Below are 23,721 nucleotides of genomic sequence, written 5' to 3' on the forward strand. Positions count from 1 at the left end.
GCATGACACGGAATTCGTGGCGCTCTATTCGCCTCACAACCTCACATTGCCGCTGATTTCGGGCACGCCGAATTCCTCGTGACAGACCCTGGCCAGCGCCTCGATGCCGGCGCTGGTCGTGGCTTCGGGCGGGTTGGCGAAGCAGATGCGGATCCAGCGGCCGGCGTCCCCGGCCAGCGACCATTCCGCACCGGGATTGACGGCGATCCCGGCCTGGCCCGCGACCTCGGCAAGGCGGGTCGTGTCGACGCCGTCGGGCATGCGGACCCAGAGGAAGATGCCGCCCGGCGGACGCGTATAGCTGACGCTGGTCCCGAAGAAGGCGTCGAGCGCGCCCGTCAGGTTGTCCAGCTTCGCCTCCAGACGCTCGTTGAGCCGCTGCAGATGGCCGTCGAAGTGCTTCTGGCAGAACTCGGCCAGCACCATCTGTTCCAGCGCCCCCGAACCGGCGTCGGTCTTGACCGACAGGATGCGGGAGAGGATCGGCCAGCCGGCGACGATGTAGCCGACGCGGAGCGCCGGAGCGATGGTCTTGGAGAAGGAGCCGATGTGGATGACGCGGCCGTCGTCGTCCAGCGCCTTCAGCGCCGGCGGCCGCGCGCCCGACCAGACCAGGTCGGCATAGCATTCGTCCTCGAAGACGGGCACGTCATGAGCCTTCGCCAGCTCGAGCATGCGCCGGCGGCGCTCCAGCGGCAGGATGGTGCCCGTCGGGTTCTGCACCGTCGGAATGGTGTAGATGTATTTCGGCTTCACGCCCCGGGCGGCGAGATCGTCGAGGGTCGCCTCCAGCGCATCCATGCGCATGCCGTCCGCGTCCAGCGCCACGGGCGTGGGCTGCGCGCCGCAGCGGGCCAGCCGCGGGAACACGCCGCCATAGTTGTCGGCCTCGACCACCACCGTGTCGCCCGGTTCCAGCAGCACGTCGTTGATCAGGTCGATCGCCTGCAGCGAACCGGACGTCAGCAGGATGTCGTCGGCGCCGCAGTCGACCGCCGCGTAGCGTTTCAGCTTGTCGGCCAGCCATCGGCGGAGCGGGCCATAGCCCTGCGGCCCGCTGTGCAGCCCGTACATGCCCAGCGTCTCGCCCTCGCGCGCCAGCACGGCGTCGGCCGCCGCGCGGAAGGCCTCGACCGGCACCATCTCCTCGGCGTTGTGGCCGCCGACGAAGTTGAAGGCCGGAAACCCGGTGAAACGCTGCGCCGGCGGCGGCAGGTCGTCACGAAACACGGATGAGAAGTCATAGGTCATCGGCAGGCCCTCCCGCCGCCAGCCTAAGGGGCCGGCGCCGAGGAAACCAGACGCCTCAGAAACCCAGCCGGAAGTAGAGCAGGTCCGGGTGGCCGCCGTCGGCGGCGGGGAGATATTCGCGGAAGCCCATCTTGCGGTAGATGCCCTGCGCCGCGGTCATGGAGGTGAGCGTGTCCAGGACGACGCCCGGATAGCCGAGGTCGCGGGCGCGTTCGACGACCGCCGCGGCCAGACGTCGGCCGAGACCCGTCCCGCGCGCCGTGTCGGTCAGGTAGAGACGTTTCATCTCGGCGGCACCGGAGGCGTGCGGGCGCAGGCCGACGACGCCCACGGGCTCATCGCCCTTCCAGGCCAGCAGCAGCGCGCCCTTCGGGGGCCGATACTCGCCGGGAAAGCGCGCCATCTCCTGATCGAAACCCTGGTAGCAGAGATCGACGTCGAGGCTGGCGGCGTAGTCGAGGAAGAAGCGCTTCGCGACGGCAATCTCCGACGGCCCCTCGGCCACGCGGACGACAGCCGTCTCAGCCATGGCCCAGCAGGAACTCGCGGCCGACCTTCACCCTGGACTTGCCGCCATACTCGATGACGTCGGCGGTGGCATAGGTTTCCGACCACCGCTCCGGCAGGTAGGAACCGGTGCCGACGACGTCGATCGGCGCGCCGACGGAGCCCATGATGCGGCACTTCTCGGGTCCAAAGCCCGATGATGCGACGATCTTCACCTGCTGGAAGCCCTCCGCGTCGAGGCGCTCGCGCAGATGATAGATGGCCGCCGCCGAGACGCCGGTGCCGATCAGGTAACGGAGTTCCGCCTGGCTGCGATACTGCCGGGTGGCCTTGGGCACGTGGCGTTCCAGCACCGCGTAGGAGAGGCTCGGATCCAGCCCCTCGACATAGCGGCTGCCATGGGTGTCGAGGCGGATCGAGAGCTGACCGCGGCTCGCCAGGTCGGGAAAGCGGCGGCAGACGGTGAGCGCGTCAGTGATCTCCCGCCCGAAATAGTCGACCAGCACGGTCAGCGGGTCATCGGGGAAGACCTCCCGGAACATCTCCGCGGCGCGGAGCGTGGAGCCGGCATAGCCGATCAGCGCATGCGGCATGGTGCCAAGGCCGCTCTCCCGCCCGAAGAAATGGGCCGTCGCGTCGGTGGCGTTGCCGACGAAGCCGACCGCGCCCCTGTCGCGCTTCGCCGCCTCCGAGCCGACCGAGGCGGCATAGGCCATCAGTTCGGCCATGTCGGGGCCGGTGCAATGGCGCGCGTCCATGGCAAGGAAGCCAGCCTTCGGCATGTCGCAGCACATGGAATAGGCGTTGTGCGCGGCGACGCAGGCGGCGCCGAGCTTCTGCAGATAGAGCGTCTCGAGGTCGACCAGGTGAACCAGGCTGCCGGTCAGGTAAATCAGCGGGTCGCCAGCGCCCACCCATTCGCCCTCGCCGCAGCAGAGTTCGACGCCGAACTCCACGCTGCGTTCCCGCGCGACCTGCTCGATCCACTCCACCGCCAGGCGCGGCGCGAACATCACCGGCCGGCGCATGAAGATGGCGTAGCGGACCTGGATGTCGCCGAAGCGTTCGACGATCGCCTTGGTGCGGCGGAAATAATGATCCGTGCGGCTGGCGATGGCGGCTTCCAGCACGGGATCGGGATCCCGCGCCTCGCCCGCAGGTCCGTCCGCGCGCGCGCCGACGACCTTCAGTTCAGGACGCTTCTCTGAGGCTGTCATCCTCGCGCCCCTCCTTCAGCATCTCGGCGATCAGGAACGCCAGTTCCAGCGCCTGCGGACCGTTGAGACGCGGGTCGCAATGGGTGTGGTAGCGGTCGGAGAGATCCTTGTCGCCCAGATTGTAGGGGCCGCCGATGCATTCGGTGACGTCCTGGCCGGTCATCTCGAAATGGACGCCGCCCATGTGGCTGCCCTCGGCGCGATGGATGGCGAAGACCTCCTGCACCTCCTTGAGGATCGCGTGGACGGGCCGCGTCTTGTAGCCGCTTTCCGACTTGATGACGTTGCCGTGCATGGGATCGCAGGACCAGACCACCTTGCGGCCGGCCTTCTGCACCGCACGCACCAGTTGGGGCAGGTGATCGCCCGCCTTGCCGGCGCCGAAGCGCGAGATCAGCGTGATTCGCCCCGGCTCGTGATCGGGGTCCAGCCGGTCGAGCAGCTTCAGCAGGTTATCCGGCTCCAGCGACGGGCCGCACTTCACGCCGATCGGGTTGAGGATGCCACGCATGAACTCGACATGGGCCTCGTCCAGATCGCGGGTGCGGTCGCCGATCCACAGCATGTGCGCCGAGGTGTCGACCCAGGGCGCGTCCTTGCGCGTCGAGTCGCGCCGGGTCAGCGCTTCCTCGTACCACAGCAGCAGCGCCTCGTGGCTGGTGTAGAAATCCACTCTGGAAATCGACGGCGTGTTGGCGCCGTTGACGCCGCAGGCCTCCATGAAGGTCAGGGAGTCGGCGATCCGCTCCGCCATCTCCTGGTAGCGTTCGCCGGTCGGCGTGTCGGCGATGAAGCCCATGTTCCACTGATGCACCCGATGCAGGTCGGCGAAACCGCCCTGGGAGAAGGCGCGCAGCAGGTTGACCGTGCTCGCTGCCTGGCTGTAGGCGCGCAGCAGCCGCTCCGGATCCGGCCTGCGGGAGGCGGGATCGAAGTCGATGCCATTGATGATGTCGCCGCGGTAGCTGGGCAGTTCGACGCCGTCGACGGTCTCTGTCGCGGCCGAACGCGGCTTGGCGAACTGTCCGGCCATGCGGCCCACCTTCACCACCGGCAGCTTGGCGCCGAAGGTCAGGATGACGGCCATCTGCAACAGCACCTTGAAGGTGTCGCGGATGTTGTCGGGGTGGAACTCGGCGAAGCTCTCGGCGCAGTCGCCGCCCTGCAGCAGGAACGCGCGGCCTTCGGCCACTTCGGCCAGCCGCGCCTTCAGGCTGCGGGCCTCCTCGGCGAAGACCAGCGGCGGAAAGCGGCTGAGCTGTCCTTCCACCGCCTCGAGAGCGGCAGGGTCGTCATATTCGGGCACCTGCCGGATCGGCTTGTCGCGCCAGCTCTTCGGGCTCCAGTCCTTCGAAGCCATCATACTCTCCCGTACTCCGGTATTGGGCGGCTCCTTATAAGCCCTCGGCGGGGGAATGAAAACACCGCATGCCCGCGCCTCAGGCCGGCCCCCGGGGCAGGGCCGCCGAGCGTCAGGCCGCGCGCCGGGACCAGGCAGCGGCGGCCTCCCGCAGCAAGTCCGCGGGAAGTTCGGCGTCGTCGGTTTCGGGAAGGGTCAGGCTCGGCCCCTCGCCTGCCGGCGGTCCCTCCGCCGGATCGACCAGGCGGATGGCCGCGACACCGCTCCGCGCCAGCCTCGCAACCATCTCCGCGCCGCCGAAGCGGGCGGTATCGACAAAGGCGGCCCGTACGCCCTGCAACAGCGTCTCGGTCAGGTGCTCGGGATCCGAGACGGTCAGCGCCTGCCAGCCGCTCCGCTCCAGAACGGCTGTCATGCGCGACTGCACCTGTGGCCGGTCGCTGAGGATCAGCGCCCGGCCGGCGGCCGCGGCGCAGCCGAAGCGTCCCACAAGGGCAGCCAGCGCCTCGCCGCCCACCGGCTTGGTCAGCCATTCCACCGCGTCGAGAACAGCGTGGTGCTCTTCACGCTCGGAACCGGAGACGATGGCGACGGGAATGGCGACTGTCGCCGCATCGGCGCGCAGTTCCGCGAGCACCTCGGCGCCGCTGCGGTCGGGCAGGCTCATGTCCAGCAACACCAGGTCAGGCAGCACGCGCCGTACCAGCGCCACGCCCTCCTCCCCGGTGTCGGCGGTGTAGACCTCGTGGTTCTCGCGTTCGAGTTGCCGGCGGTAGAGCGCCAGGGTGGCGGCGTCGTCGTCGATCATCACCACGCGAGTCGCCGCGGCCGCCGCGGCATCGACGGGGGCCGCCGCTTCCGTGGCGGTTTCCTCGACCGGTTCCAGGGGCGCCCGGATGGTGAAGGTCGAACCCTCGCCGGGGGCGCTCTCGACAGCAATGTCGCCGCCCATGGCCTCGATCAGCCGGCGGGTGATGGTGAGGCCGAGGCCCGTGCCTTCGGCGCCGCGGGTCGCACGGTCATCGACCTGGGCGAAGGCCTCGAAAACCCGATCCAGCTGGTCGGCCGACATGCCGATGCCGGTATCGCGCACGGTCAGGGTCAGCATCCGCCGTGCGCCGCCGCCCTCGATCGCGACATCGAGCCAGATATCGCCGGCGCGGGTGAACTTTGCGGCGTTCGACAGCAGATTCAGCAGACACTGGAACAGGCGCTTGCGGTCGGTCTCGATGGTGTCGACCGCGGCGTCGACATGTACGTGCATCCGGCTTTCGTGCCGCTCGACCATGGGCTCGGCGGTCGCCACGGCCTCCCCCACCAGCGCGCGCACGTCGACGATGTCGTGGTCGAAGGTGTAGCGGCCGGCCTCGATCTTGGCGATGTCGAGAATCTCGTTGATCAGGTCCAGCAAATGGCGGCCCGCGCCCTCGATGCGCTTCAGATCCTCGGTGGTCTGCGTTTCGCCCTCGGCCTCGAAGTCTTCCAGCAGCATCTCGGTGTAGCCGATGATGGCGTTGAGCGGCGTGCGGAGTTCGTGGCTCATGTTGGCGATGAAGCGGCTCTTGGCGCTGTTGGCCGCTTCGGCGGCCTCCTTGGCGCGGGCCAGCGCCATGGTGCGGTCCTCGACCTTGCGTTCCAGTTCGGCATTGGCCGCCGCCAGCGCCTCGCGCGACCGTCTCTGCTCGCTGATGTCGCGCATCGTGGCGACGAAACCGGTCATCTCGCCTGTGTCCTCGCGGACCGGATAGATGATTGTGTTGGCCCAGAACTCGGAGCCATCGGCGCGGATGGCGCGCATGTCAAACTCGTTGCGGCCCTGTCGGCGGGCCTTCTTGAGCGCCCGGGCCAGGCTACGGGCGGCACGTTCGCCCCGCAGATTGAGCACCCAGGAGGGCAGACCGACAATGTCGGCCTCGGTCCAGCCGAACTGACGCGCCGCGCCATCATTCCAGCTTTCGATCCGTCCTTCCCGATCCAGCATGAAGACGGCGCAGTCCTTCAGGCCATTGACCATCAGGCTGAAGCGGCGCTCGCTCCGCCGGATGCGGTCGTAGGCCGCCTCGAGCGCGGTGGCGGAGCGCCGATCCAGCGAGACGAAGGCGAAGCCGCCGAAGCAGACAAGAGCGATGATGCCCGCGATGATCACCGCCAGCAGATTGGGATAGATGCTGGCGAAGTCCGAAGGCTGCATTCCGGAAACGGGCAGATAGTCGACCCCCATCATGCCCGTGTAGTGCATGGCGCCGATCGCCAGCCCCATAAGGGGCGCGGCGGCCAGGTTGCGCCGGGCCGAGTTGTCCCGATTGAACAGCCACAGCGCCAGCGTTGCCGCCGCGATGCCGATGACCACCGAAAGGGCGACCATGGGGCTGTCATAGACCGCGACGGCCGGCATGCGCATCGCCGACATGCCGGCATAGTGCATTGCCGCGATGCCGAGCCCCATGACCGCGCCGGCGAAGATCAGCCGAAGGCGCCCGCCTCCGCCGCCGGTCAGCAGGGCCTGACCGACAAGGGCCACGGCGATCGCGATGGCCAGGGAGACGCCGGTCATGACCGGATCGTAGCTGACCGGGATTCCCGGCAGCGTCATCGCCAGTATGGCGATGAAGTGCATGGACCAGACGCCGCTGCCGAAAGTGGTGGCGGCCAGGGCGGTCCAGAGCCAGACGCGGCCTCCCCTTGCGGCGCGGGCGCGGGCGCCGAGGTTCAGGGCGCCGAAGGCGGCCGATATGCCGACGGCGACCGCCAGGGCGACGAGTACCGGATCATGGTGACCGTGCAGGTCCATGGAAGCGCTCCATTGATGACCTTGAAACTGACGCGGGGAGTTTTAAGAAACGCTGAACGCGGCCCCGCCGGCGACCGGCGGCGCGTCGTCCGCGTGTTCCGGCCATTAACGCTTTGTTGAACGGACGCCGGTTAGCCTGACGGTCCTGATCCACGCCCAGAGCGGGGGAACCATGTCGGAATCGGACACCGTCAGCGTCCTCGTCGTCGACGACCTCGAAGCCAACCGCGCGATGCTGTCGCGGCGTCTGGAACGCCGCGGCTTCTCGACCGTCATGGCCGAGGACGGCCCGTCGGCGCTCAAGCTGCTGGACGAGCGCGAGTTCGACATCGTGCTGCTGGACATCATGATGCCGGGAATGAGCGGGATGGACACGCTCAGACTGATCCGGTCGGCGCGCAACGCGTCGGAACTGCCGGTCATCATGGTCACCGCGATCAACGAGCGCGACGGCATCGGCGAAGCCATCAAGTCCGGCGCCAACGACTACATCACCAAGCCCGTCGACATCGACATCACAGTGGCGCGCATCCATACCCAGGTCGAACGCCGCCGCGCCTCCGCGGCGCTGAGGGCGGCGAACGAGAACCTGAAACGCCGGGTCGCGGAGCGCACGCTCGACCTGGAGCACATCAACGACGAGCTCCGCGACGAGATCAAGCGCCGCCGCGACCTGGAGACCACGCTCCGCGAGGCCAAGCGCAAGGCCGAAGCCGCCAACAAGGCGAAGTCCGAATTCCTGGCCACCATGAGCCACGAACTGCGCACGCCGCTGAACTCCATCATCGGCTTCTCCGACCTGATCCGCCAGCAGCTCAAGGCGATCCCCGATACCGAGCGGTTCACGGAATACGCGACCTATATCAACGACAGCGGCCATCACCTGCTGCGCATCGTCAACGACATCCTCGATCTGACCAAGATCGACGCCGGCAAGACGGTGCTCAACGAATCCCATGTCCGCGTCGACGACCTGTTCGACCGCAGCATCCGCCTGGTCGATGCGATGGCAGCCAAGTACGACGTCAGCATCGACTTCCGCGGCGACTGCGGCAGCCTGGAGATATTCTGCGACGAGATCCTGATGCGCCGGGCGCTGCTGAACATGCTCTCCAACGCGGTGAAGTTCTCCCACGAGGGCGCCCGCGTCGAGGCGCGGGCCGATCTCGACGCCCAGGGCGACCTGCATCTGACCATCGCCGATACCGGCGTCGGCATCGCGCAGGAGGACATGCAGAAGGTCCTGGAACCCTTCGGTCAGGCCGATTCCCGCCTCGCCCGCCAGCACGAAGGCACCGGGCTCGGCGTGCCGCTGACGAAATCGCTGGTCGAGCTGCACGGCGGACGCTTCGAAATCGACAGCGAGCCCGAGGTCGGCACCACGGTCACCCTGGTGGTTCCGAAGTCCCGCATCATCGACAAGGCCGGCAATGTCTCGGAAATGGGCGTCGCCTGAGCCGCTCCGGCGGTTCCTGCTCAGGCTGCTGGCCGGCCTGGTGCTGACCGCGATAGCGGTGGGACATTTCTACTGGCGCTGGCGCTCTGCGCGCCGCCTCCGCCGCAGCTATACCCTGCGCCGCTCCCTGTAGGCGATGTAGAGGCCGCTGCCGGCGACGATGAGTGCGCCGACGCCGGTCCAGATGTCCGGCAGGGTCCCGAAGACCAGATAGCCCAGAATCGTGGCGCCGATGAGCTGGCCGTAGGAGAAGGGCGAGACTACCGACGCCTCCGCGAACTGAAACGACCGCGCCACCATGTAGTGGCCGAAACCGCCCAGGGCGCCAACCCCGGCGAACATCCCCCAGTGCAGCAGGTTGTCGGGCAGCACCACGCCGTCGAGCAAAAACGCCAGGGAGACCACGGCGCCGACGACGGCGGTCAGCGTGTTGGTGGTTTCCGGGTTGTCGTTGAAGGCCATCTTCCGCGTCAGCAGCTGATAGAAGGCGTAGCAGAAGGTGTTGGCGACGACGAGCAGCATGGCCCAGTGAAACGCCTCGCCGCCGGGACGGATGATGATCATCGCCCCCGCGAAACCGACGATCACGGCGCACAGGCGGCGCACCCCGACGCGCTCGCCCAGCACCGCGAAGGAAAGCGCCGTGACGACGATCGGACTGGTGAAGGAAATCGACGCGGCGACGGTCAGATCGATGAACTGAAGGGCGTAGAAGTACATCGCCGTGCAGGCGAACAGCAGGAACGACCGCATCAGCTGCACGCCGGGGCGGGCCGTTCTGAAAAGCGAGAGGCCCCGGCGCGGCATGAACACGATCATCATGAACACCAGGTGCCCGGCATAGCGGGCCCAGACCACCTGGCCGAAAGGGTAGCCCTCGGCGGTGAGATACTTCACCGCCGTGTTCATGACCGGGAACATCAGCGTGACCGCGGCCAGCATGAAGGCGATGCCGATCAGCGGGTTCTGATCGGGCATCACGAAGGCCTTGGCCTGGCGCTGGGGAGACGCGCTTGGCAAGTCGCTCACTCGGTCCGTGGAAACACGAAACCTGTTCTAGCGGATTGGAGCGGCTTCGCCCATGCGGATCGCGCATGGCTCGGGGGCGCACCGCTCAGGCGAGGCCCCCGCCGGTCCGGGCGGCTCAGGCCTTCGTCAGGGCGACGCGGCGCTTCTCGGCCCGGTTGCGTTGCTCGGAGGCCGCATTCTTCATCGCACGCTGCAGCTTTTCGAAGGCGCGGACCTCGATCTGGCGCACGCGCTCGCGGCTGACGCCGTATTCCTGGCTGAGTTCCTCCAGCGTGGACGGATTGTCCTTGAGCCGGCGCTCGGTGAGGATGTGGCGTTCGCGGTCGTTGAGAACCTTCATCGCCCCTTCCAGCATGGCGCGGCGCTGGGAGAGTTCCTCCGCGTCGCCGAAGGTGTCTTCCTGGGTCTCGGAATCGTCCGTCAGCCAGTCGACCCACTCCTCGTCGCCGTCGATCCGGAGCGGGGCGTTCAGCGAATGGTCGGGCGCGGCGAGGCGGCGATTCATGTCGATCACCTCCTGCTCCGAGACCTGAAGCTTGGTCGCAATGGTCGTCACCATGTCGGGGTGCAGGTCGCCCTCCTCGATGGCCTGCAGCTGGCCCTTCAGCTTGCGCAGGTTGAAGAACAGCTTCTTCTGCGCCGCCGTGGTCCCCATCTTGACCAGCGACCACGAGCGCAGGATGTATTCCTGGATGGCCGCCCGGATCCACCACATGGCGTAGGTCGCCAGGCGGAAGCCCTTGTCGGGATCGAAGCGCTTGACCGCCTGCATCATGCCGACATTGCCTTCGGAGATCAGTTCCTGCACCGGCAGGCCATAGCCGCGGTAGCCCATGGCGATCTTGGCCACCAGACGCAGGTGAGAGGTCACCATCTTGTGCGCGGCCTTGGTGTCGCCATGCTCCTGCAGACGCTTGCCGAGCATGTACTCCTCTTCCGGCTCCAGCATCGGGAACTTGCGGATTTCATCGAGATAGTGGCTCAGACTGCCATCGGGCGTGAGCGCGGGAATGTTGTTGCGCGAAGCCATTCTTCTTGTCCCTCCTTTATGCGTGCAACTCTACTGGCACTGCACGGGACAGCCTGCGGATCGGCCTGAACCGAGGCTGTCTCACCGCGCGGCGGCGCGCCACCACGCAGACCCATATCATCTGGTGCCCGGAATGCGTTGGATCAAGGATTCATACGGTATTGTCGAGGGCCCGGATCACCGCACGCATGTCTTCGGGCAAGGGCGCCTCGAACCGCAGCGTCTCTCCGCTCACGGGATGGCGGAAACCCAGGACGGCGGCATGCAGCGCCTGCCGGCCCAGGGCGCGGACTGCATCCTGGCCCGCTGCGTCGAGTCCTTTCGGCATCGCCTGACGGCGGCGGCCATAGACCGGATCGCCGATCACGGGATAACCGGCATGCGCCAGATGAACGCGGATCTGATGGGTCCGCCCGGTTTCCAGGCGGCATTCCAGCAGGCTGGCCGCGGCGCCGAAGCGGCGCGCCACGCGGTAGTGGGTGAGCGCCGCCTTGCCGCCATCGCGCACGGCCATGCGCTTGCGGTCCTTCGGGTCACGGCCGATCGGTCCCTCGATCACGCCGCGCGGCCGGATCGGCGCGCCGAAGACAAGGGCCATGTAGACGCGCTCGATGTCGTGCTCGGCGAACAGCGTCGCCAGGCCCTGATGCGCGCGGTCGGTCTTCGCCGCAACCATCACGCCAGAGGTATCCTTGTCCAGCCGGTGGACGATGCCGGGCCGGCGCACGCCGCCGATGCCCGACAGGCTGTCGCCGCAATGGCCGAGAAGCGCGTTGACCAGGGTGCCGTCGGGATTGCCGGGCGCCGGGTGCACCACCATGCCCGCGGGCTTGTCGATCACGATCAGGTCGGCGTCCTCGTACAGCACCGTCAGCGGAATCGTCTGCGGCTCGGGATCCGCCTCCACCGCCGGCTCCCAGGCGACCATGACGCGCTCGCCCGGTTTGACCCTGTATGAGGGCTCCGTTATCGTCCGATCGTCGATCTCGACCTTGCCCTGTTCGATCAGCGATTTCAGACGGGTGCGGGAGAGATCGCCGAAGACCTGCGACAGATGACGGTCCAGCCGTGCGCCGGCGGCATCCGGCGGGATTTCGGTTTCCAACCAGTCGGATTCGTCTATGTCAGAGCCAGACCAGCCCAATTTCCGCGTACTCAAGATCGTTGTCGTTGTCCTCGGCATAGCGATTCTGGCGATGACCGCAATCATCATCTACACGGCGATCAACCGTTTCGGGAACGCGGTGGTGGAGGAAGACCCCGCCCCGGCGCGCGCTTCGGCGCCCGCGCAGCCTGCGCCCGCTGCATCGGAAGAAGCGGCGTGGTCGCGCGACCTGGGCGATGGCCGCATCGTCGACGCCGCACTTTCCGGCGGGTTGCTGATGCTGCGGACGGAGACGCCGGGCGGACGCGTGACCGTCGAGATCGTCGATCCGGCCACCGGCCGCCCGATCGGCCGCGCAACGGGCCGATGACGTCCGGCCGCGTCGCCCTGCCGGAGGATTGCGCGGGCGAGATATTCGCCGCGCTGTCCGGGAGCTTTCCAGAGGAGGGCTGCGGGCTGCTGGTCGGCCGTCTCGAAGACGGCAGCGTCCGGATCGAAAGCGTCGTGCCCAGCCCCAACATCGCCGAGGCGCGGGAGAAGACCTTCGAGATCGACCCGGGCCTCAGGCTCCGCACCCAGCGTGAGGCGCGTGCCGCGGGACTGGAAATCGTCGGCCACTATCACAGTCATCCGTTCGGCGAACCGATCCCCTCGGACACCGACCGGGGACGCGCCGCGGGCGAACCGGAACTGGTCTGGCTGATCATGGGCCTGCGCTGGGGCGGCGCGCAGGGACTCGCCGCCTGGCGCATGGCGCCCGGCCTGGAGCCCGAAAGGCTTGCCCTGGACATCATCGAACAAGGAAACGCCGGATGAATTTCGCTTCCGACAACATCGCCGGCGTCCATCCGCGGATCATGGAGGCGCTTCAGAGCGCCAACGCGGGATTCAGCCCGTCCTATGGCGCCGACGACCTGACCGCATCGCTGGAGGCGCGGCTCAAGGACATCTTCGAGACCGACCTCGCCGTCTTTCCCGTGGCGACGGGCTCCGCCGCCAACTGCCTTGCGCTGTCCGCGCTCTCGCCGCCCTGGGGGGCGATCTACTGCCACGACCACGCCCACATCTTCGACGACGAGTGCTGCGGCCCGGAGTTCTACACCGGCGGCGCCAAGCTCTATCCCGTCGAGGCCGAGCATGGCCGGCTGACGGTCGAGGGCCTGAGGGCGGGTCTCGGCCGCTTCAAGGCCGGATTCGATCACCACCCCCAGCCGGCGGCGATCTCGCTCACCCAGTGCACCGAGTGGGGGGCGGTCTATCCGGTCGACCGGATCGCGGCGTTGAGCGACCTGGCGCATGCTCATGGTTGCCGCGTCCACATGGACGGCGCGCGCTTCGCCAACGCGCTGGCCAGCCTGGACGTCAGTCCCGCCGAGATGACCTGGAAGGCCGGCGTCGACGCGCTGTCCTTCGGCGCGACGAAGAACGGCGCCATGGCGGCCGAAGCGGTGATCTTTTTCGACACGGACCTGGCGAAGGACTTCATCTACCGCCGCAAGCGGGCGGGACACCTGTTCTCCAAGATGCGGTTCCTGTCGGCGCAGCTTCTGGCCTATCTGGAGGACGATCTGTGGCTGGAGAACGCGCGTCACGCCAACCGGGCGGCAGCGCGGCTCCACGACGGCCTTGCACGTCTGAACAGTGTGGCGTTCGCCGCGCCCGTCGAGGCGAACGAGTTGTTCGTGGCCCTGCCCGAGGACACGGCCGCGCTGCTGCGGGAAGCGGGCGCGAGCTTCCACACCATGAGCAAGGACGGCCGCGACGTCTCGCGGCTGGTCACCTCCTTCGCGACCGGCGATGATGAAGTCGACCGTTTCATCGGAATCTGCGGCGGCTGACCGGACAGAGCATGGCGGAACAACGCACCAGGGTACTGATCGTCGGCGGCGGGCTGGTGGGTCTGAGCCTGGCCGCCGCGCTGGGCCGCGCCGGAATCGAGACCATGGTCGTCGACCGGGAAGCGCCGGAGACGACCGTCGCGCCGCCATTCGACGGGCGCGCTTCCGCCATCGCCGCCGCCTCCTGGCGCATGCTCCAGCGCCTGGATGTCGCGCCACGCATCCGGGACGTGCAGCCGATCGAGGAGATCCGCGTCTCCGACGGCAATGCGCCGCTGTTCCTGCACTACGACCACCGGGATCTGGGCGATGAGCCCCTGGGCCAGATGGTGGAGAACCGGTTCACCCGCCGCGCCCTGCTGGACAGCGTGGCCGAACTGGATTCGGTCATCCTGGCCGCGCCCATGTCGGTCGGCCGTCTGCGCCGCGGGCAGGCCGGGGTCGAGGCCAGCCTGTCGGACGGCACACTGGTGCGCGCCGAGCTCTGTGTCGCGGCCGACGGGCGGCAGTCGCGTCTGCGCGAGGAGGCCGGCATAGACGCCATCGTGCGGCGCTATCCGCAGGACGGTATTGTCTGCACCATCGCCCACGAACTGCCCCACCGGGCGATCGCACACGAGCGGTTCCTCCCGGCGGGTCCGTTCGCCATCCTGCCGCTGACCGCCAACCGCTCCTCGCTGGTCTGGACCGAACGCAGCGATCTGGCGCCCGCGTTCCTGGAACTGGACGCCGCCGCCTTTGCCCACGAGATCCAGCGCCGGGTCGGCGGATTCCTGGGCGATCTGGAGGTGGTGGGCCCCCGCTTCCGCTATCCGCTCACCCTGGTGCTGGCGCAGGACTACCATGCGCACCGGCTGGCCCTGATCGGCGACGCCGCCCACGGCATCCATCCGATCGCCGGCCAGGGCTTCAATCTGGGCCTCAGGGACGTAGCGGCGCTGACCGAGATTCTGGAGGAAGCCGCCGGGATCGGCATGGACCTCGGCGACGCCACGCTGCTGGCGCGCTACGAACAGTGGCGGCGCACCGATTCGGTGGTGCTGGCGGGCGTCACCGACATCCTCAACCGGCTGTTCTCCAACGATCTGCCGCCGATCCGGCTGGTCCGCGACCTTGGTCTCGCCGCCGTCAACCGCACGAAGCCGCTGCGCCGGTTCTTCATGCGCCATGCCATGGGCGACGTCGGCGACAGCCCCGCCCTGCTCAGGCGCTGAGACGCTCCTCGGCGACCGTCTCGATCGTCTTGCGCAGATCCGGGTTGGCGTCCAGCAGCTTCTGGAAGTCACGCCGCTCCAGGATCAGCAGGTCGGAGAAGGTCTTCGCCACCACGTCGGCGGTGCGCGGCGCGTCCTTGAGCAGCGCGATCTCGCCGAAGAAATCGCCCGAGCCCAGCATGACCGGCTCCGGTTCGACGCGGACCTCGATGGCGCCCGAGGAGACGAAGTACATGGCATCGCCCGTCTCCCCCTTGCGGCAGAGGTTCTCGCCCGGCAGGGCCAGTTCCGATTTCAGCAGGGCCGCGATGGCCTGGATGCGATCCTGGCTGAGCCCCTGGAACAGAGGCACACCGGCGACGAGTTGCTCGGGATCGAGACCCAGATCCAGCGCCGGCCGCTGGCCAAGTTCGTCCTCGCGCTCCTCCAGCTCCTGCTGGAGATTGGCGTAGATCTCCGCCCCGATGATGGCCTCGTCGTGCAGGCGGGCGTAGTCGCTCCGCTCTCGCCTGATCGCGACCTGCTGCAGGTAGCGCCGCTGCAGCTTGCCGGCATAGTCGGGATACTGGACCCGGAGCGCATTGAGCGCCGACATCACGGTCTCGCGCCGTTCGTCCAGGATCTCGCACAGGCGGTCGGCGGCCGGATCGCCGACCAGCGCGCGGATGTCGTCGATGCCCTGATCGCGCACTTCCGCCAGCACCGCGATCACCGTGCGCAGCCGCTCCATGCGGTTCGCCAGCCTCTTGCCAAGGGGGCCGGCCATGCCGAATCGCCGCTGGACCTGCATCGACAGCATGAAGCGCCAGTTGAACTCCAGCAGCTTGTCCGCTGCGCTGCGGTAACCCTCGACGCCGCCGGTCTTGGTGGCGTCCATGAGTTCGTCGGTCAACGCCACCAGTTCCCGCGCCGTTGCCGAAGGCACATAGCCGCGCGAGTAATGATCCAGATAGCCCTGGCGCTCGCGGCCGACCGTCGCCAGCAGACCGATCTTGAGCCAGTCGCCATCGCTGAGTTCCACGGCTGTCCCTTCCGCCGTGTTCATCTCCTCGACCCGCCGGGCGTAGTCGCCAGCCACCTGCGCGCCGACCTCGCCGGGGATGTTGTGGCGCTCGGCCCAGCGGGGGACGGCCTTGCTGATGTCGTCCAGCGCCCGGGCGATGGTGCGGTTGCGCACCGCCAGATCGGCCGGCGACAGGCGGTCGAGGCCGAAGGCCTTCATGACCGCCCCCACCGTGGTCGCGTTGACGAACAGCGTGAACAGCACGAAGGCGCAGACCAGCGCGGCGATGAAATTCCGCACGTCGACGGGGAAGGCCTCGTTCTCGAGAACTGCCAGCGCCAGCGCCAGCGAGACCGCGCCGCGCAGACCGCCCCACCACATCACGGTGCGGAAGCCGAGGCTGACATTCGCGGCGATGCCCGAGCGGCTGAGCACGGGCAGCACGGCGTGGGTGAGCAGGCCGCGGGCGAAGAAGGCCGTGGCGATGAGCACCACCAGGGTGGTCCACATGCCGCCGGTAAACACCGACAGGATCTGAGGCACGGCCATGCCCACCAGGACGAAGATCAGGGAATTGGCCCAGAACCCCAGATTCTCCCAGGTTTCCTGCAGCAGATGCCAGCCATGGCCGGAGATCGTGGTCCGTCCGTAAGAGCCCATCACCAGCGCCGCCGTGACCACCGCCATGACGCCGGAGACATGCAGATAGTGCTCGGCGACCAGGAAGGAGAGATAGGCCAGCGAGATCGTCAGCGTGACCTCCACCAGGGCAATGCCGCCGACATGGCCGATCACCCAGGCGAAGCCGCGGGCCATGAGGTAGCCGACGACGATGCCGCCCACGAAGACCTGGAGGAAGCCGAAGGCGCCGCCGATCAGGTCCGCTTCGGCGGCCCCCAGGATCATGGCGACCAGGATATTGAACAGCACGATGGCCGTGGCGTCGTTGAACAGGCTCTCGCCCTCGACCAGGATGGCGAGCCGTTTCGGCGCGCCCAGATCCTTGAAGATCGCCACGACCGCGACCGGGTCCGTGGCCGAGAGGATGGCGCCAAGCAGCAGGCAGACGACGAAGCCCATGCCGGAAACCGCGTAGACCGCGCCGCCGACCATGAAGGCGGAAATCAGCAGGCCGATGACCGCCAGGAACAGGATCGGGCGTATGTCGGCCATCAGCTTGCGCACGTCGATCGACAGGCTGCTTTCGAAGACCAGAGCCGGCAGGAAGACGAAGATGATGATCTCCGACGTCAGATCGAAGCTCTCGAAACTGTGCAGCAGGTCGCTGACCGGCCCCAGATGGGCGTCGTGCGCGGCGCTGATCAGCAGGCCGAGGATGATCCCGACGACGGCGAGCAGCACCGTGTAGGGAAACTTGTAGCGCTTCGCGACCGGCAGGATCAGCACGGCGATCGTCATCAGGCCGAACAGCCCGAGAATGGTCGTCCAGATTCCCTCGTGCATCGCTCAGAACCCCCTCGTCGACGATGCCGTCCCTCTCAGGCGCTCAATATACGGCCTTCCGCGACGAAAGTGCGATTAATTGTCTGAACCATCGGGACTGGCCCGGGACTGCACGGGATGGGGCTGTTTCCTGCCGGCGCCGTTCATCTCGCGGGCCCGCGCCAGCCACGGAGGCGGCTGCTTGTTCAGGAAGGCGCGCATGCCGGCCGGCGCTTCGGGACGCCGGAGCAGGCGGATCAGGTGCTGGGCCGCTTTGTCCAGGGTCTCGTCGAGCGCAGCCTCCTCCGTCATCAGCACGATCTCCTTGACCGCCGCCACCGCCGCCGGATCGTTGCGGTCGACCTCGTCCAGCACCGCGGCCAGGATCTCCTCCGTCTCCGTCTCGGTGCGGGCGAGATAATGGCCCACGCCCAGGCGAAACGCCTCCTCGCCGCCGATCCGCTGGCCCAGAACGGCGATCCGGCGCAACTGCCCTGCCCCGATCCGCCGGGCGATGAAGGGCAGGATCTGGGATGGGATGAAGCCGACCTTGGGCTCCGGCAGGGCGAACTTCGCGTCAGCCCGGATGATGGCGACATCGGCGCAACAGGTCATGCCGAAGCCGCCGCCGGCGGCGCCGCCCTCGACCACGGCGACGACCGGAATCGGCATGCGGTCGAGATCGCGCAGCACGTCGCCGAAAAAGCGGTAGGGCTGGAACAGCGGGTCCGCCTCGCCAGGCGCCGGAGCCGGCGGCATCTCCTGCATGGCGTTGAGGTCTCCGCCGGCCGAGAAACTCCCGCCCGCGCCGCGCAGGATCAGCACCCGGGCCTCGGCGTCGGCCCGGACGGCGGCCAGCGCTTCGCCGATCTCCTCCATCATTCGGTGGGTCAGCGCATTGCGGGCCTCGGGCCGGTTGAATGTCAGCCAGGCGCGCGTGCCAACGCGCGCCAGCCGGATGAACTCGAAATCCGGATAGTTCGTCAAATCGCTCCTCCCCTTGGGCGGGGCGGAGTTTATCCGCTTTGGCCGCTCAGGCCAGCCCGGGCTCAGTCCGCGGCTTCGCTCGCGGCGACGGGGCCCAGCAGCCACCAGGTGGGCATCATGCCCTTGCCCTTGACTTCGACTTCGCCGCGGGCCTCGAACGCGTAGGCGCCGTCCAGCGCCTCGACGACTTCGCGCGTGACCTGGATGCGGCCCGGAGCCCCGGTGGTCTCCATGCGGGAAGCGGTGTTCACCGCGTCACCCCAGAGATCGTAGAGAAATCGGCTGTCACCGACCACGCCGGCGATGATCGCCCCGCGCGCCATGCCGATGCGGATGTTCAGCGGCGTCCCGTCCGGCCGGCGGCAATCGCTCATGCTCGCCAGCATGTCGAGCGCCAGCCCGGCCGCCGCGCGCGCGTCGGCGGTGGAGCCCTTGGGCGCGCCGGCGGCGACCATGTAGGCGTCGCCGATGGTCTTGATCTTCTCGACGCCGTGCTTCCGGGTCAGCCGGTCGAAACGCTCGAAGGTGTCCGACAGCATGGCCAGGGTTTCCTCGGGCGCACACTCGGCGGCGATGTTGGTGAAGCCTTCCACGTCGGCGAACAGCACGGTGACGTCGGCCAGTTGCTCCACCACCTGGCTTTCCCCGTCGCGGAGGCGCGCGGCCACCGATTTCGGCAGGATCCGGTCGAGCAGTTCGCGCACCCGCGCGCGCTCCCGGTCGATCAGGTCGTTGTTGGCGAAGTCGAGCCGGCGGAGCTTCTCCACCCGGCGCAGCGCGATCAGCCCGATGATGTTCGCGGTAAGCATCAGCATCACCGCATAGATCGCCTGCTGGAAGTCCGGCGGCGGCCAGGCGAGCCCCAGCGTGATGGCGACGAACAGCGCCGTCGCGAGCAGGGCCGTCACCACGGCCTGGATGTAGAAGAACGGAAACAGCGCATAGATCGCGAAGATGACGATGACGAAGGCATGGTCCAGCGGCGCCGGCTGGCCGCCATAGACGTTGGCCAGCGCCTGGAAGAGCGTGTAGACGAGCGCGCCCAGCATCAGCAGCGCCGGCCATCGCGTGCGGAAGTGCTGAGTGTAGCTGAGGCCCAGGATCGCCAGGAACAGGCCGTTCACGCCCAGCGCCCGCACAAGGGCGATGGTCTCCGCGTTCTCGGGAAAGAAGAACAGGTCCTGCGGGACGAAGACGAGATTGATGGCGATCGTGATCAGGAAGGCCAGGCGGACCGTGCGGAGATTGTCCTCGCGCTGCGTTTCCCGGTAGCGCGCGTCCCACTCCCGGTCGACGAAGCGAAGTGTCAACGGGTGCATCGGCGGCAGCCCCCGTTCCGCCGTGTCCCGGCCGATATGCGTATGCAGGAATCTCATGGCGCCAGCATAGGCCGGGGCTGCCGCCGCGTCAGGTCAATACGGGTAACAATCTGCAACGCCGCACGGCAGTTGACACGCTGCCAACGCGGCCTCTCGAGCTATGCATAAAATGCAATGCTGCACCTGCGAAGAAAACGATTTCGCGGCAGCATCACTGACCTATATAGGGGACGAAAGCGGTCACCCCGAAGCCGCTTCATGGGAGGTCCGGGACAACACGTGTTGAAAGGACTTTGACATGCGACACGAACAGATCGACCACCGCAGCACCGCCGACTACGCGTCCATCGCGCACGGCATGCCGGAATATTACGTGCCTTCCTTCGGCGAGATCGACCACGGCATCGCGCTCGCGCGCCGGGAGCAGTCCCGCATGCTGGCTCAGTGGCTCCGCCAGGGCTTCGCCCGGATCCGCGCCCGGCTCGCCGGCGGCAAGCACCGCGCGGCCTGAGGAGACGACCCGTCCGCGCGGCGCGGCGCCCTCCGGCCCGCGCGGACGGTTCCTGACGGAGCCCGGCGGAAGGCTCATTTGAAATTCCGCCCCTTCGGCATGGCTTCCCGGGCCGGCTCAGGTCGGTCCAGGCGCCATCCCGGCTTTTCCTCCATCCGCTTTCTCGGAACCTGCGGCCGGCGCACCTCGTCGGCGCGGGCGATGCTTCCATCCACGGCTTCCGGCGGCGCGAGGTCCGGATCCTCGGTCAGCGTGGCCAGCTCCCCACTCAGGTCGAACAGCCGTTCGGCCACCACGTGGATCACCAGCCCCTCACGCTGCAGCTTCCCCGACACCCCCAGCAGCCTCGACGTCAGCAGCACCCGGCGGAACCGTTCGAACACGTGCGGCCAGACGACGATGTTGGCCACCCCCGTCTCGTCCTCCAGGGTCGCGAAGATGACCCCGCTGGCGCTGCCCGGACGCTGACGCACCAGCACCAGTCCCGCGATCACCGTGCGGCGGCCGTCCGGCAGCGCCGAAAGCGCCTGCGCGCGTACTGCGCCATGGGCTCCCAGACGCTCCCGCAGCAGCGCGCAGGGATGGGCGCGCAGCGACAGCCTGAGCCGCTGATAGTCGGCGACCACTTCTTCCCCCGGCCGCATCTCCGGCAGATCGACGGCCGGTTCCTCGATCAGGTCGAAGGGCCGGTTGTGGCCGGCCGCGCCGGCCCGGGCCTCGGCGGCGGCGAACAGCGGCAGCGGTTCGGGCTCCACCGCGCGCACCGCCCAGAGCGCGCGGCGGCGGTCGAGCCCCATGGAGCCGAAGGCGTCGGCATCGGCCAGCACGCGAAGCGTCGTCTGGTCCAGCCCGGCCCGCCGCGCCAGTTCCTGCACCGTGGCGTAGCCGCCTTCCGGCCGCGCCGCGGCGATGCGGTCCGCCGCCTCCGCGTTCAGTCCCTTGACGAGGCGGAAGCCGAGCCGCACCGCCGTCCCGAGGCCGGTCTTCGGATCGGGCGCCGGCAGGGGCTCCAGCAGGTGGTCCGGCATGGAATGATTGACGTCGACGGGGCGGACCTCGACGCCATGGTCGCGGGCGTCGCGGACGAGCTGCGCCGGGGCGTAGAAGCCCATGGGCTGGCTGTTGAGGATGGCGGCGCAGAAGACGTCCGGATAATGCCGTTTCAGCCAGGCCGAGACGTAGACCAGCAGGGCGAAGCTGGCGGCGTGGCTTTCGGGAAAACCGTACTCGCCGAAACCCTCGATCTGGCGGAAGCAGCGCTCGGCGAAATCGCGTTCATAGCCGCGTTCCGCCATGCCCTCGACCAGCTTCTCCTGGAAGGTGTGGATGGTGCCGACCTTGCGGAAGGTGGCCATGGCGCGGCGCAGACGGTCCGCCTCGGAGGGCGTGAAGCCGGCCGCGACGATGGCGATCTGCATCGCCTGCTCCTGGAACAGCGGCACGCCCATGGTCTTGCCCAGCACCCGGCGCAGCTCCTCGGATGGAAAATCCACCTTCTCCTCGCCGTTGCGGCGTCTGAGATAGGGATGGACCATGTCGCCCTGGATGGGGCCGGGGCGAACGATCGCCACCTCGATCACCAGATCGTAGAAGGTCCGCGGCTTCAGGCGTGGCAGCATGGTCATCTGGGCCCGGCTTTCGACCTGGAAGACACCCACCGAATCGGCCTCGCAGAGCATGTCGTAGACCGCCGGATCGTCGGGCGGGACCGAGGCCAGGTCCATCGGCCGGCCATAGCTCTCGTCCAGCATGCGGAAGGCCTTGGCGATACAGGTCAGCATGCCGAGGCCGAGCACGTCGACCTTCATCAGGCCGAGCGCGTCCAGATCGTCCTTGTCCCACTGGATGACCGTGCGGTCGGCCATCGCCGCGTTCTCGACCGGCACCAGCTCCGACAGCGGCCCGCGGCTGATGACGAAGCCGCCGACATGCTGCGAGAGATGACGCGGAAAGCCCTGCAGTTCGCGAGCGAGGCGGAGCGCCTCCGCCACGGTCGGATCCGCCGGATCGAGGCCGGCCTCGGCAATGCGGTCGTCCTGCAGCCCCTCCCGCCAGACGCTTTTCGTCATGGCCTCCACCGCGTCCAGCGACAGGCCGAGCGCCTTGCCGACCTCCCGCATGGCGCTCTTCGAGCGGTAGGAGATCACCGTCGCCGCCAGCCCCGCCCGGTCGCGGCCGTATTTTTCGTAGATGTACTGGATCACCTCCTCGCGGCGCTCGTGCTCGAAGTCGACGTCGATGTCAGGCGGTTCGTCGCGCTCGGCGCTGACGAAGCGCTCGAACAGAAGGTCCATGCGCGCCGGATCCACCGAGGTGACGCCCAGGCAGTAACAGACCGCTGAATTGGCCGCCGAGCCGCGTCCCTGGCAGAGGATGCCGCGCTCGCGCGCGAAGCGGACGATGTCGTGGACGGTCAGGAAATAGGGCGCGTAGCCCAGCTGTGCGATCAGTTCCAGCTCATGGGCGATCTGCGCCGCCACCTTCGCCGGCAGACCGTCCGGATAGCGCCCCGCCGCGCCCGCGCGGGTCAGCCGCGCCAGGGTCTGTTGCGGGCTCTCGCCGGGATCGACCACCTCGTCGGGGTATTCGTAGGCGAGTTCGTCGAGCGAGAAGCCTGTGCGCTCCAGAACCTCCAGGGTCCGCATGACCGCATCGGGCGCGTCGGCGAACAGCCGCGCCATCTCGGCCGGCGCTTTCAGGTGCCGTTCGGCATTGGCGGCCAGCCGCCGGCCGGCCTCGTGGATGGTGCAGCCCTCGGCGATGCAGGTCAGCACGTCCTGCAGCCGGCGCCGCTCGGGGACGTGATAGCGGACGTCGTTGGCGGCGATGAGCGGCAGACCGAAATGCCGCGACAGCGCCAGCCGTTCACCCAGGCGGCGGCGGTCGTCGCCCCGGCGGAGCATCCAGGCGGCGAGGTAGGCGCGGCCGCCAAAGGCATCGCGCACCCGGCCGAGAAACCCCGCGTCCGCCGATAGGGCGATGGCGACCAGGCCTTCGGCCGCCGCCGCCGCGTCCTCGAAATCGAGATGGCATTCGCCCTTCTCCGCCCGCCGCCGGCCCAGCGTGATCAGGCGGCTGAGCCGGCCATAGGCGGCGCGGTCCGACGGATAGACCAGCATCTCCGCGCCGTCGCGGAAGACCAGCCGGCAGCCGGGGCGGAAGGGCAGGTCGAGGCTCTTCGCCGCCAGGTGCCCGCGGACGACGCCGGCCAGGCTGTTGCGGTCGGCGATGCCGATCCCCGCCAGCCCCAGCGCCTGCGCCTGCGCGGCCAGTTCCTCGGCGTGGGAACCGCCTTCCAGAAAGGAGAAATTGCTGGTGATCTGCCATTCGGCGTAAGCGGTCATGACAAGCAACTGGGAGAGGTCATGCCCGCCCTGTGCGGGCATCCGGAAAGGAAATAGCCGCTTTCACTGCAGCAACCAGACCCCCGCACAAGGCGGGGGTGACAGGCGAGAGAGCCGAATTCCGGGGTTCACGCCGCCGCCGCGAGGCGTTCGAACAGGGCCCATTTCTCCTCGGGCGTCATTTCCCGGGCCGCCATGGCCGTCAGGATCTCGCGCAGTTCCGCCTCCAGGGAACGGCCCTGGATACGGGCGCGGCGCTTCAGCCGCGCGAGCACGGCATCGTCCAGCTTGCGGATCGTCACTGTCGCCATTGTCT

Annotated in this window: 20 protein-coding genes; 7 read left to right on the plus strand and 13 right to left on the minus strand. The window is 68.1% G+C overall.

Annotated elements, in window-relative coordinates:
• Positions 1-33: 33 nt before the first annotated feature.
• The 5 genes from CWC60_RS16365 to CWC60_RS16385 all read right to left on the minus strand — a co-directional run bounded on the left by CWC60_RS16365 (position 34) and on the right by CWC60_RS16385 (position 7,126).
• Positions 34-1,251 carry an aminotransferase-like domain-containing protein gene (locus CWC60_RS16365; RefSeq protein ID WP_109795004.1) on the minus strand — a complete coding sequence of 406 codons (1,218 nt, stop codon included), beginning with the start codon at positions 1,249-1,251 and terminating at the stop codon, positions 34-36.
• A 55-nt stretch (positions 1,252-1,306) separates the two neighbouring features.
• A complete protein-coding gene (locus CWC60_RS16370; RefSeq protein WP_109795005.1) occupies positions 1,307-1,780 on the minus strand; it encodes a GNAT family N-acetyltransferase in 474 nt (157 codons plus the stop codon).
• Entirely contained in the window at positions 1,773-2,975 is a 1,203-nt protein-coding gene (locus CWC60_RS16375) for a nicotinate phosphoribosyltransferase (protein ID WP_206419975.1), read from the minus strand. The genes CWC60_RS16370 and CWC60_RS16375 overlap by 8 nt, the downstream gene beginning before the upstream one ends.
• The gene (locus tag CWC60_RS16380) at positions 2,950-4,335 is read right to left on the minus strand and encodes a class II 3-deoxy-7-phosphoheptulonate synthase (protein ID WP_109795038.1); all 1,386 of its coding nucleotides are present in this window, start codon (positions 4,333-4,335) and stop codon (positions 2,950-2,952) included. The genes CWC60_RS16375 and CWC60_RS16380 overlap by 26 nt, the downstream gene beginning before the upstream one ends.
• Before the next feature lie 112 nt (positions 4,336-4,447).
• On the minus strand, positions 4,448-7,126 hold the full coding sequence (locus tag CWC60_RS16385) for an MHYT domain-containing protein (protein WP_109795006.1): 2,679 nt from the start codon (positions 7,124-7,126) through the stop codon (positions 4,448-4,450).
• Between the two features lie 172 nt (positions 7,127-7,298).
• Between CWC60_RS16385 and CWC60_RS16390 the strand changes: the two genes are divergently transcribed.
• Positions 7,299-8,582: an ATP-binding response regulator gene (locus tag CWC60_RS16390; protein ID WP_109795007.1), complete on the plus strand. Its 1,284-nt coding sequence runs from the start codon at positions 7,299-7,301 to the stop codon at positions 8,580-8,582.
• A complete protein-coding gene (locus CWC60_RS23695) occupies positions 8,557-8,715 on the plus strand; it encodes a hypothetical protein (RefSeq protein WP_164516597.1) in 159 nt (52 codons plus the stop codon). Before CWC60_RS16390 ends, CWC60_RS23695 begins: the two co-directional genes overlap by 26 nt.
• On the opposite strand, the gene CWC60_RS16395 is transcribed toward CWC60_RS23695, so the two are convergent.
• From CWC60_RS16395 to CWC60_RS16405, 3 genes are all read right to left on the minus strand, one after another.
• On the minus strand, positions 8,691-9,611 hold the full coding sequence (locus tag CWC60_RS16395) for a DMT family transporter (protein WP_125226070.1): 921 nt from the start codon (positions 9,609-9,611) through the stop codon (positions 8,691-8,693). The genes CWC60_RS23695 and CWC60_RS16395 overlap by 25 nt on opposite strands.
• 115 nt (positions 9,612-9,726) lie before the next feature.
• Complete coding sequence (gene rpoH / locus CWC60_RS16400; protein ID WP_109795009.1) at positions 9,727-10,641, minus strand: RNA polymerase sigma factor RpoH; 915 nt, start codon at positions 10,639-10,641, stop codon at positions 9,727-9,729.
• Between the two features lie 151 nt (positions 10,642-10,792).
• Positions 10,793-11,746 carry an RluA family pseudouridine synthase gene (locus tag CWC60_RS16405; protein ID WP_206419976.1) on the minus strand — a complete coding sequence of 318 codons (954 nt, stop codon included), beginning with the start codon at positions 11,744-11,746 and terminating at the stop codon, positions 10,793-10,795.
• Between the two features lie 91 nt (positions 11,747-11,837).
• Here CWC60_RS16405 and CWC60_RS23700 point away from each other — a divergent pair, with 91 nt between their 5' ends.
• The 4 genes from CWC60_RS23700 to CWC60_RS16420 are packed head-to-tail and all read left to right on the plus strand — an operon-like array spanning position 11,838 to position 14,798.
• Positions 11,838-12,116 carry a hypothetical protein gene (locus tag CWC60_RS23700; protein WP_164516598.1) on the plus strand — a complete coding sequence of 93 codons (279 nt, stop codon included), beginning with the start codon at positions 11,838-11,840 and terminating at the stop codon, positions 12,114-12,116.
• The gene (locus CWC60_RS23705) at positions 12,113-12,562 is read left to right on the plus strand and encodes a M67 family metallopeptidase (protein ID WP_164516599.1); all 450 of its coding nucleotides are present in this window, start codon (positions 12,113-12,115) and stop codon (positions 12,560-12,562) included. Before CWC60_RS23700 ends, CWC60_RS23705 begins: the two co-directional genes overlap by 4 nt.
• Positions 12,559-13,584, plus strand: coding sequence for a threonine aldolase family protein (locus CWC60_RS16415; protein ID WP_109795012.1), 1,026 nt, complete (start codon positions 12,559-12,561; stop codon positions 13,582-13,584). The genes CWC60_RS23705 and CWC60_RS16415 overlap by 4 nt, the downstream gene beginning before the upstream one ends.
• Before the next feature lie 11 nt (positions 13,585-13,595).
• Complete coding sequence (locus CWC60_RS16420; protein WP_109795013.1) at positions 13,596-14,798, plus strand: UbiH/UbiF/VisC/COQ6 family ubiquinone biosynthesis hydroxylase; 1,203 nt, start codon at positions 13,596-13,598, stop codon at positions 14,796-14,798.
• On the opposite strand, the gene CWC60_RS16425 is transcribed toward CWC60_RS16420, so the two are convergent.
• The 3 genes from CWC60_RS16425 to CWC60_RS16435 form a co-directional block, all read right to left on the minus strand.
• Complete coding sequence (locus CWC60_RS16425) at positions 14,788-17,265, minus strand: cation:proton antiporter (protein WP_109795014.1); 2,478 nt, start codon at positions 17,263-17,265, stop codon at positions 14,788-14,790. The genes CWC60_RS16420 and CWC60_RS16425 overlap by 11 nt on opposite strands.
• A 75-nt stretch (positions 17,266-17,340) precedes the next feature.
• Positions 17,341-18,231, minus strand: coding sequence for an enoyl-CoA hydratase/isomerase family protein (locus CWC60_RS16430; RefSeq protein ID WP_164516600.1), 891 nt, complete (start codon positions 18,229-18,231; stop codon positions 17,341-17,343).
• A 62-nt stretch (positions 18,232-18,293) separates the two neighbouring features.
• Positions 18,294-19,607: an adenylate/guanylate cyclase domain-containing protein gene (locus CWC60_RS16435; protein ID WP_109795016.1), complete on the minus strand. Its 1,314-nt coding sequence runs from the start codon at positions 19,605-19,607 to the stop codon at positions 18,294-18,296.
• Between the two features lie 241 nt (positions 19,608-19,848).
• On the opposite strand from CWC60_RS16435, the gene CWC60_RS16440 reads away from it, so the two are divergent.
• Positions 19,849-20,061 carry a hypothetical protein gene (locus tag CWC60_RS16440; RefSeq protein WP_109795017.1) on the plus strand — a complete coding sequence of 71 codons (213 nt, stop codon included), beginning with the start codon at positions 19,849-19,851 and terminating at the stop codon, positions 20,059-20,061.
• Between the two features lie 74 nt (positions 20,062-20,135).
• Here the strand turns inward: CWC60_RS16440 and CWC60_RS16445 are convergent, their stop codons facing one another.
• Positions 20,136-23,405: an error-prone DNA polymerase gene (locus tag CWC60_RS16445; RefSeq protein ID WP_109795039.1), complete on the minus strand. Its 3,270-nt coding sequence runs from the start codon at positions 23,403-23,405 to the stop codon at positions 20,136-20,138.
• Between the two features lie 128 nt (positions 23,406-23,533).
• Entirely contained in the window at positions 23,534-23,716 is a 183-nt protein-coding gene (locus tag CWC60_RS16450) for a FitA-like ribbon-helix-helix domain-containing protein (protein WP_109795018.1), read from the minus strand.
• Positions 23,717-23,721 lie beyond the last annotated feature (5 nt).

The organism is Minwuia thermotolerans, assembly GCF_002924445.1.
In the GTDB taxonomy this organism is placed as follows: domain Bacteria; phylum Pseudomonadota; class Alphaproteobacteria; order Minwuiales; family Minwuiaceae; genus Minwuia; species Minwuia thermotolerans.

Excerpts from the sequence above, each read along its gene's own strand:
- CWC60_RS16365 (WP_109795004.1), bottom strand. The coding sequence starts at position 1,251 with ATGACCTATGACTTCTCATCCGTGTTTCGTGACGACCTGCCGCCGCCG.
- CWC60_RS16370 (WP_109795005.1), bottom strand. The coding sequence starts at position 1,780 with ATGGCTGAGACGGCTGTCGTCCGCGTGGCCGAGGGGCCGTCGGAGATT.
- CWC60_RS16375 (WP_206419975.1), bottom strand. The coding sequence starts at position 2,975 with ATGACAGCCTCAGAGAAGCGTCCTGAACTGAAGGTCGTCGGCGCGCGC.
- CWC60_RS16380 (WP_109795038.1), bottom strand. The coding sequence starts at position 4,335 with ATGGCTTCGAAGGACTGGAGCCCGAAGAGCTGGCGCGACAAGCCGATC.
- CWC60_RS16385 (WP_109795006.1), bottom strand. The coding sequence starts at position 7,126 with ATGGACCTGCACGGTCACCATGATCCGGTACTCGTCGCCCTGGCGGTC.
- CWC60_RS16390 (WP_109795007.1), top strand. The coding sequence starts at position 7,299 with ATGTCGGAATCGGACACCGTCAGCGTCCTCGTCGTCGACGACCTCGAA.
- CWC60_RS23695 (WP_164516597.1), top strand. The coding sequence starts at position 8,557 with ATGTCTCGGAAATGGGCGTCGCCTGAGCCGCTCCGGCGGTTCCTGCTC.
- rpoH (WP_109795009.1), bottom strand. The coding sequence starts at position 10,641 with ATGGCTTCGCGCAACAACATTCCCGCGCTCACGCCCGATGGCAGTCTG.
- CWC60_RS23700 (WP_164516598.1), top strand. The coding sequence starts at position 11,838 with ATGACCGCAATCATCATCTACACGGCGATCAACCGTTTCGGGAACGCG.
- CWC60_RS23705 (WP_164516599.1), top strand. The coding sequence starts at position 12,113 with ATGACGTCCGGCCGCGTCGCCCTGCCGGAGGATTGCGCGGGCGAGATA.
- CWC60_RS16415 (WP_109795012.1), top strand. The coding sequence starts at position 12,559 with ATGAATTTCGCTTCCGACAACATCGCCGGCGTCCATCCGCGGATCATG.
- CWC60_RS16420 (WP_109795013.1), top strand. The coding sequence starts at position 13,596 with ATGGCGGAACAACGCACCAGGGTACTGATCGTCGGCGGCGGGCTGGTG.
- CWC60_RS16425 (WP_109795014.1), bottom strand. The coding sequence starts at position 17,265 with ATGCACGAGGGAATCTGGACGACCATTCTCGGGCTGTTCGGCCTGATG.
- CWC60_RS16435 (WP_109795016.1), bottom strand. The coding sequence starts at position 19,607 with ATGAGATTCCTGCATACGCATATCGGCCGGGACACGGCGGAACGGGGG.
- CWC60_RS16440 (WP_109795017.1), top strand. The coding sequence starts at position 19,849 with ATGCGACACGAACAGATCGACCACCGCAGCACCGCCGACTACGCGTCC.
- CWC60_RS16445 (WP_109795039.1), bottom strand. The coding sequence starts at position 23,405 with ATGACCGCTTACGCCGAATGGCAGATCACCAGCAATTTCTCCTTTCTG.
- CWC60_RS16450 (WP_109795018.1), bottom strand. The coding sequence starts at position 23,716 with ATGGCGACAGTGACGATCCGCAAGCTGGACGATGCCGTGCTCGCGCGG.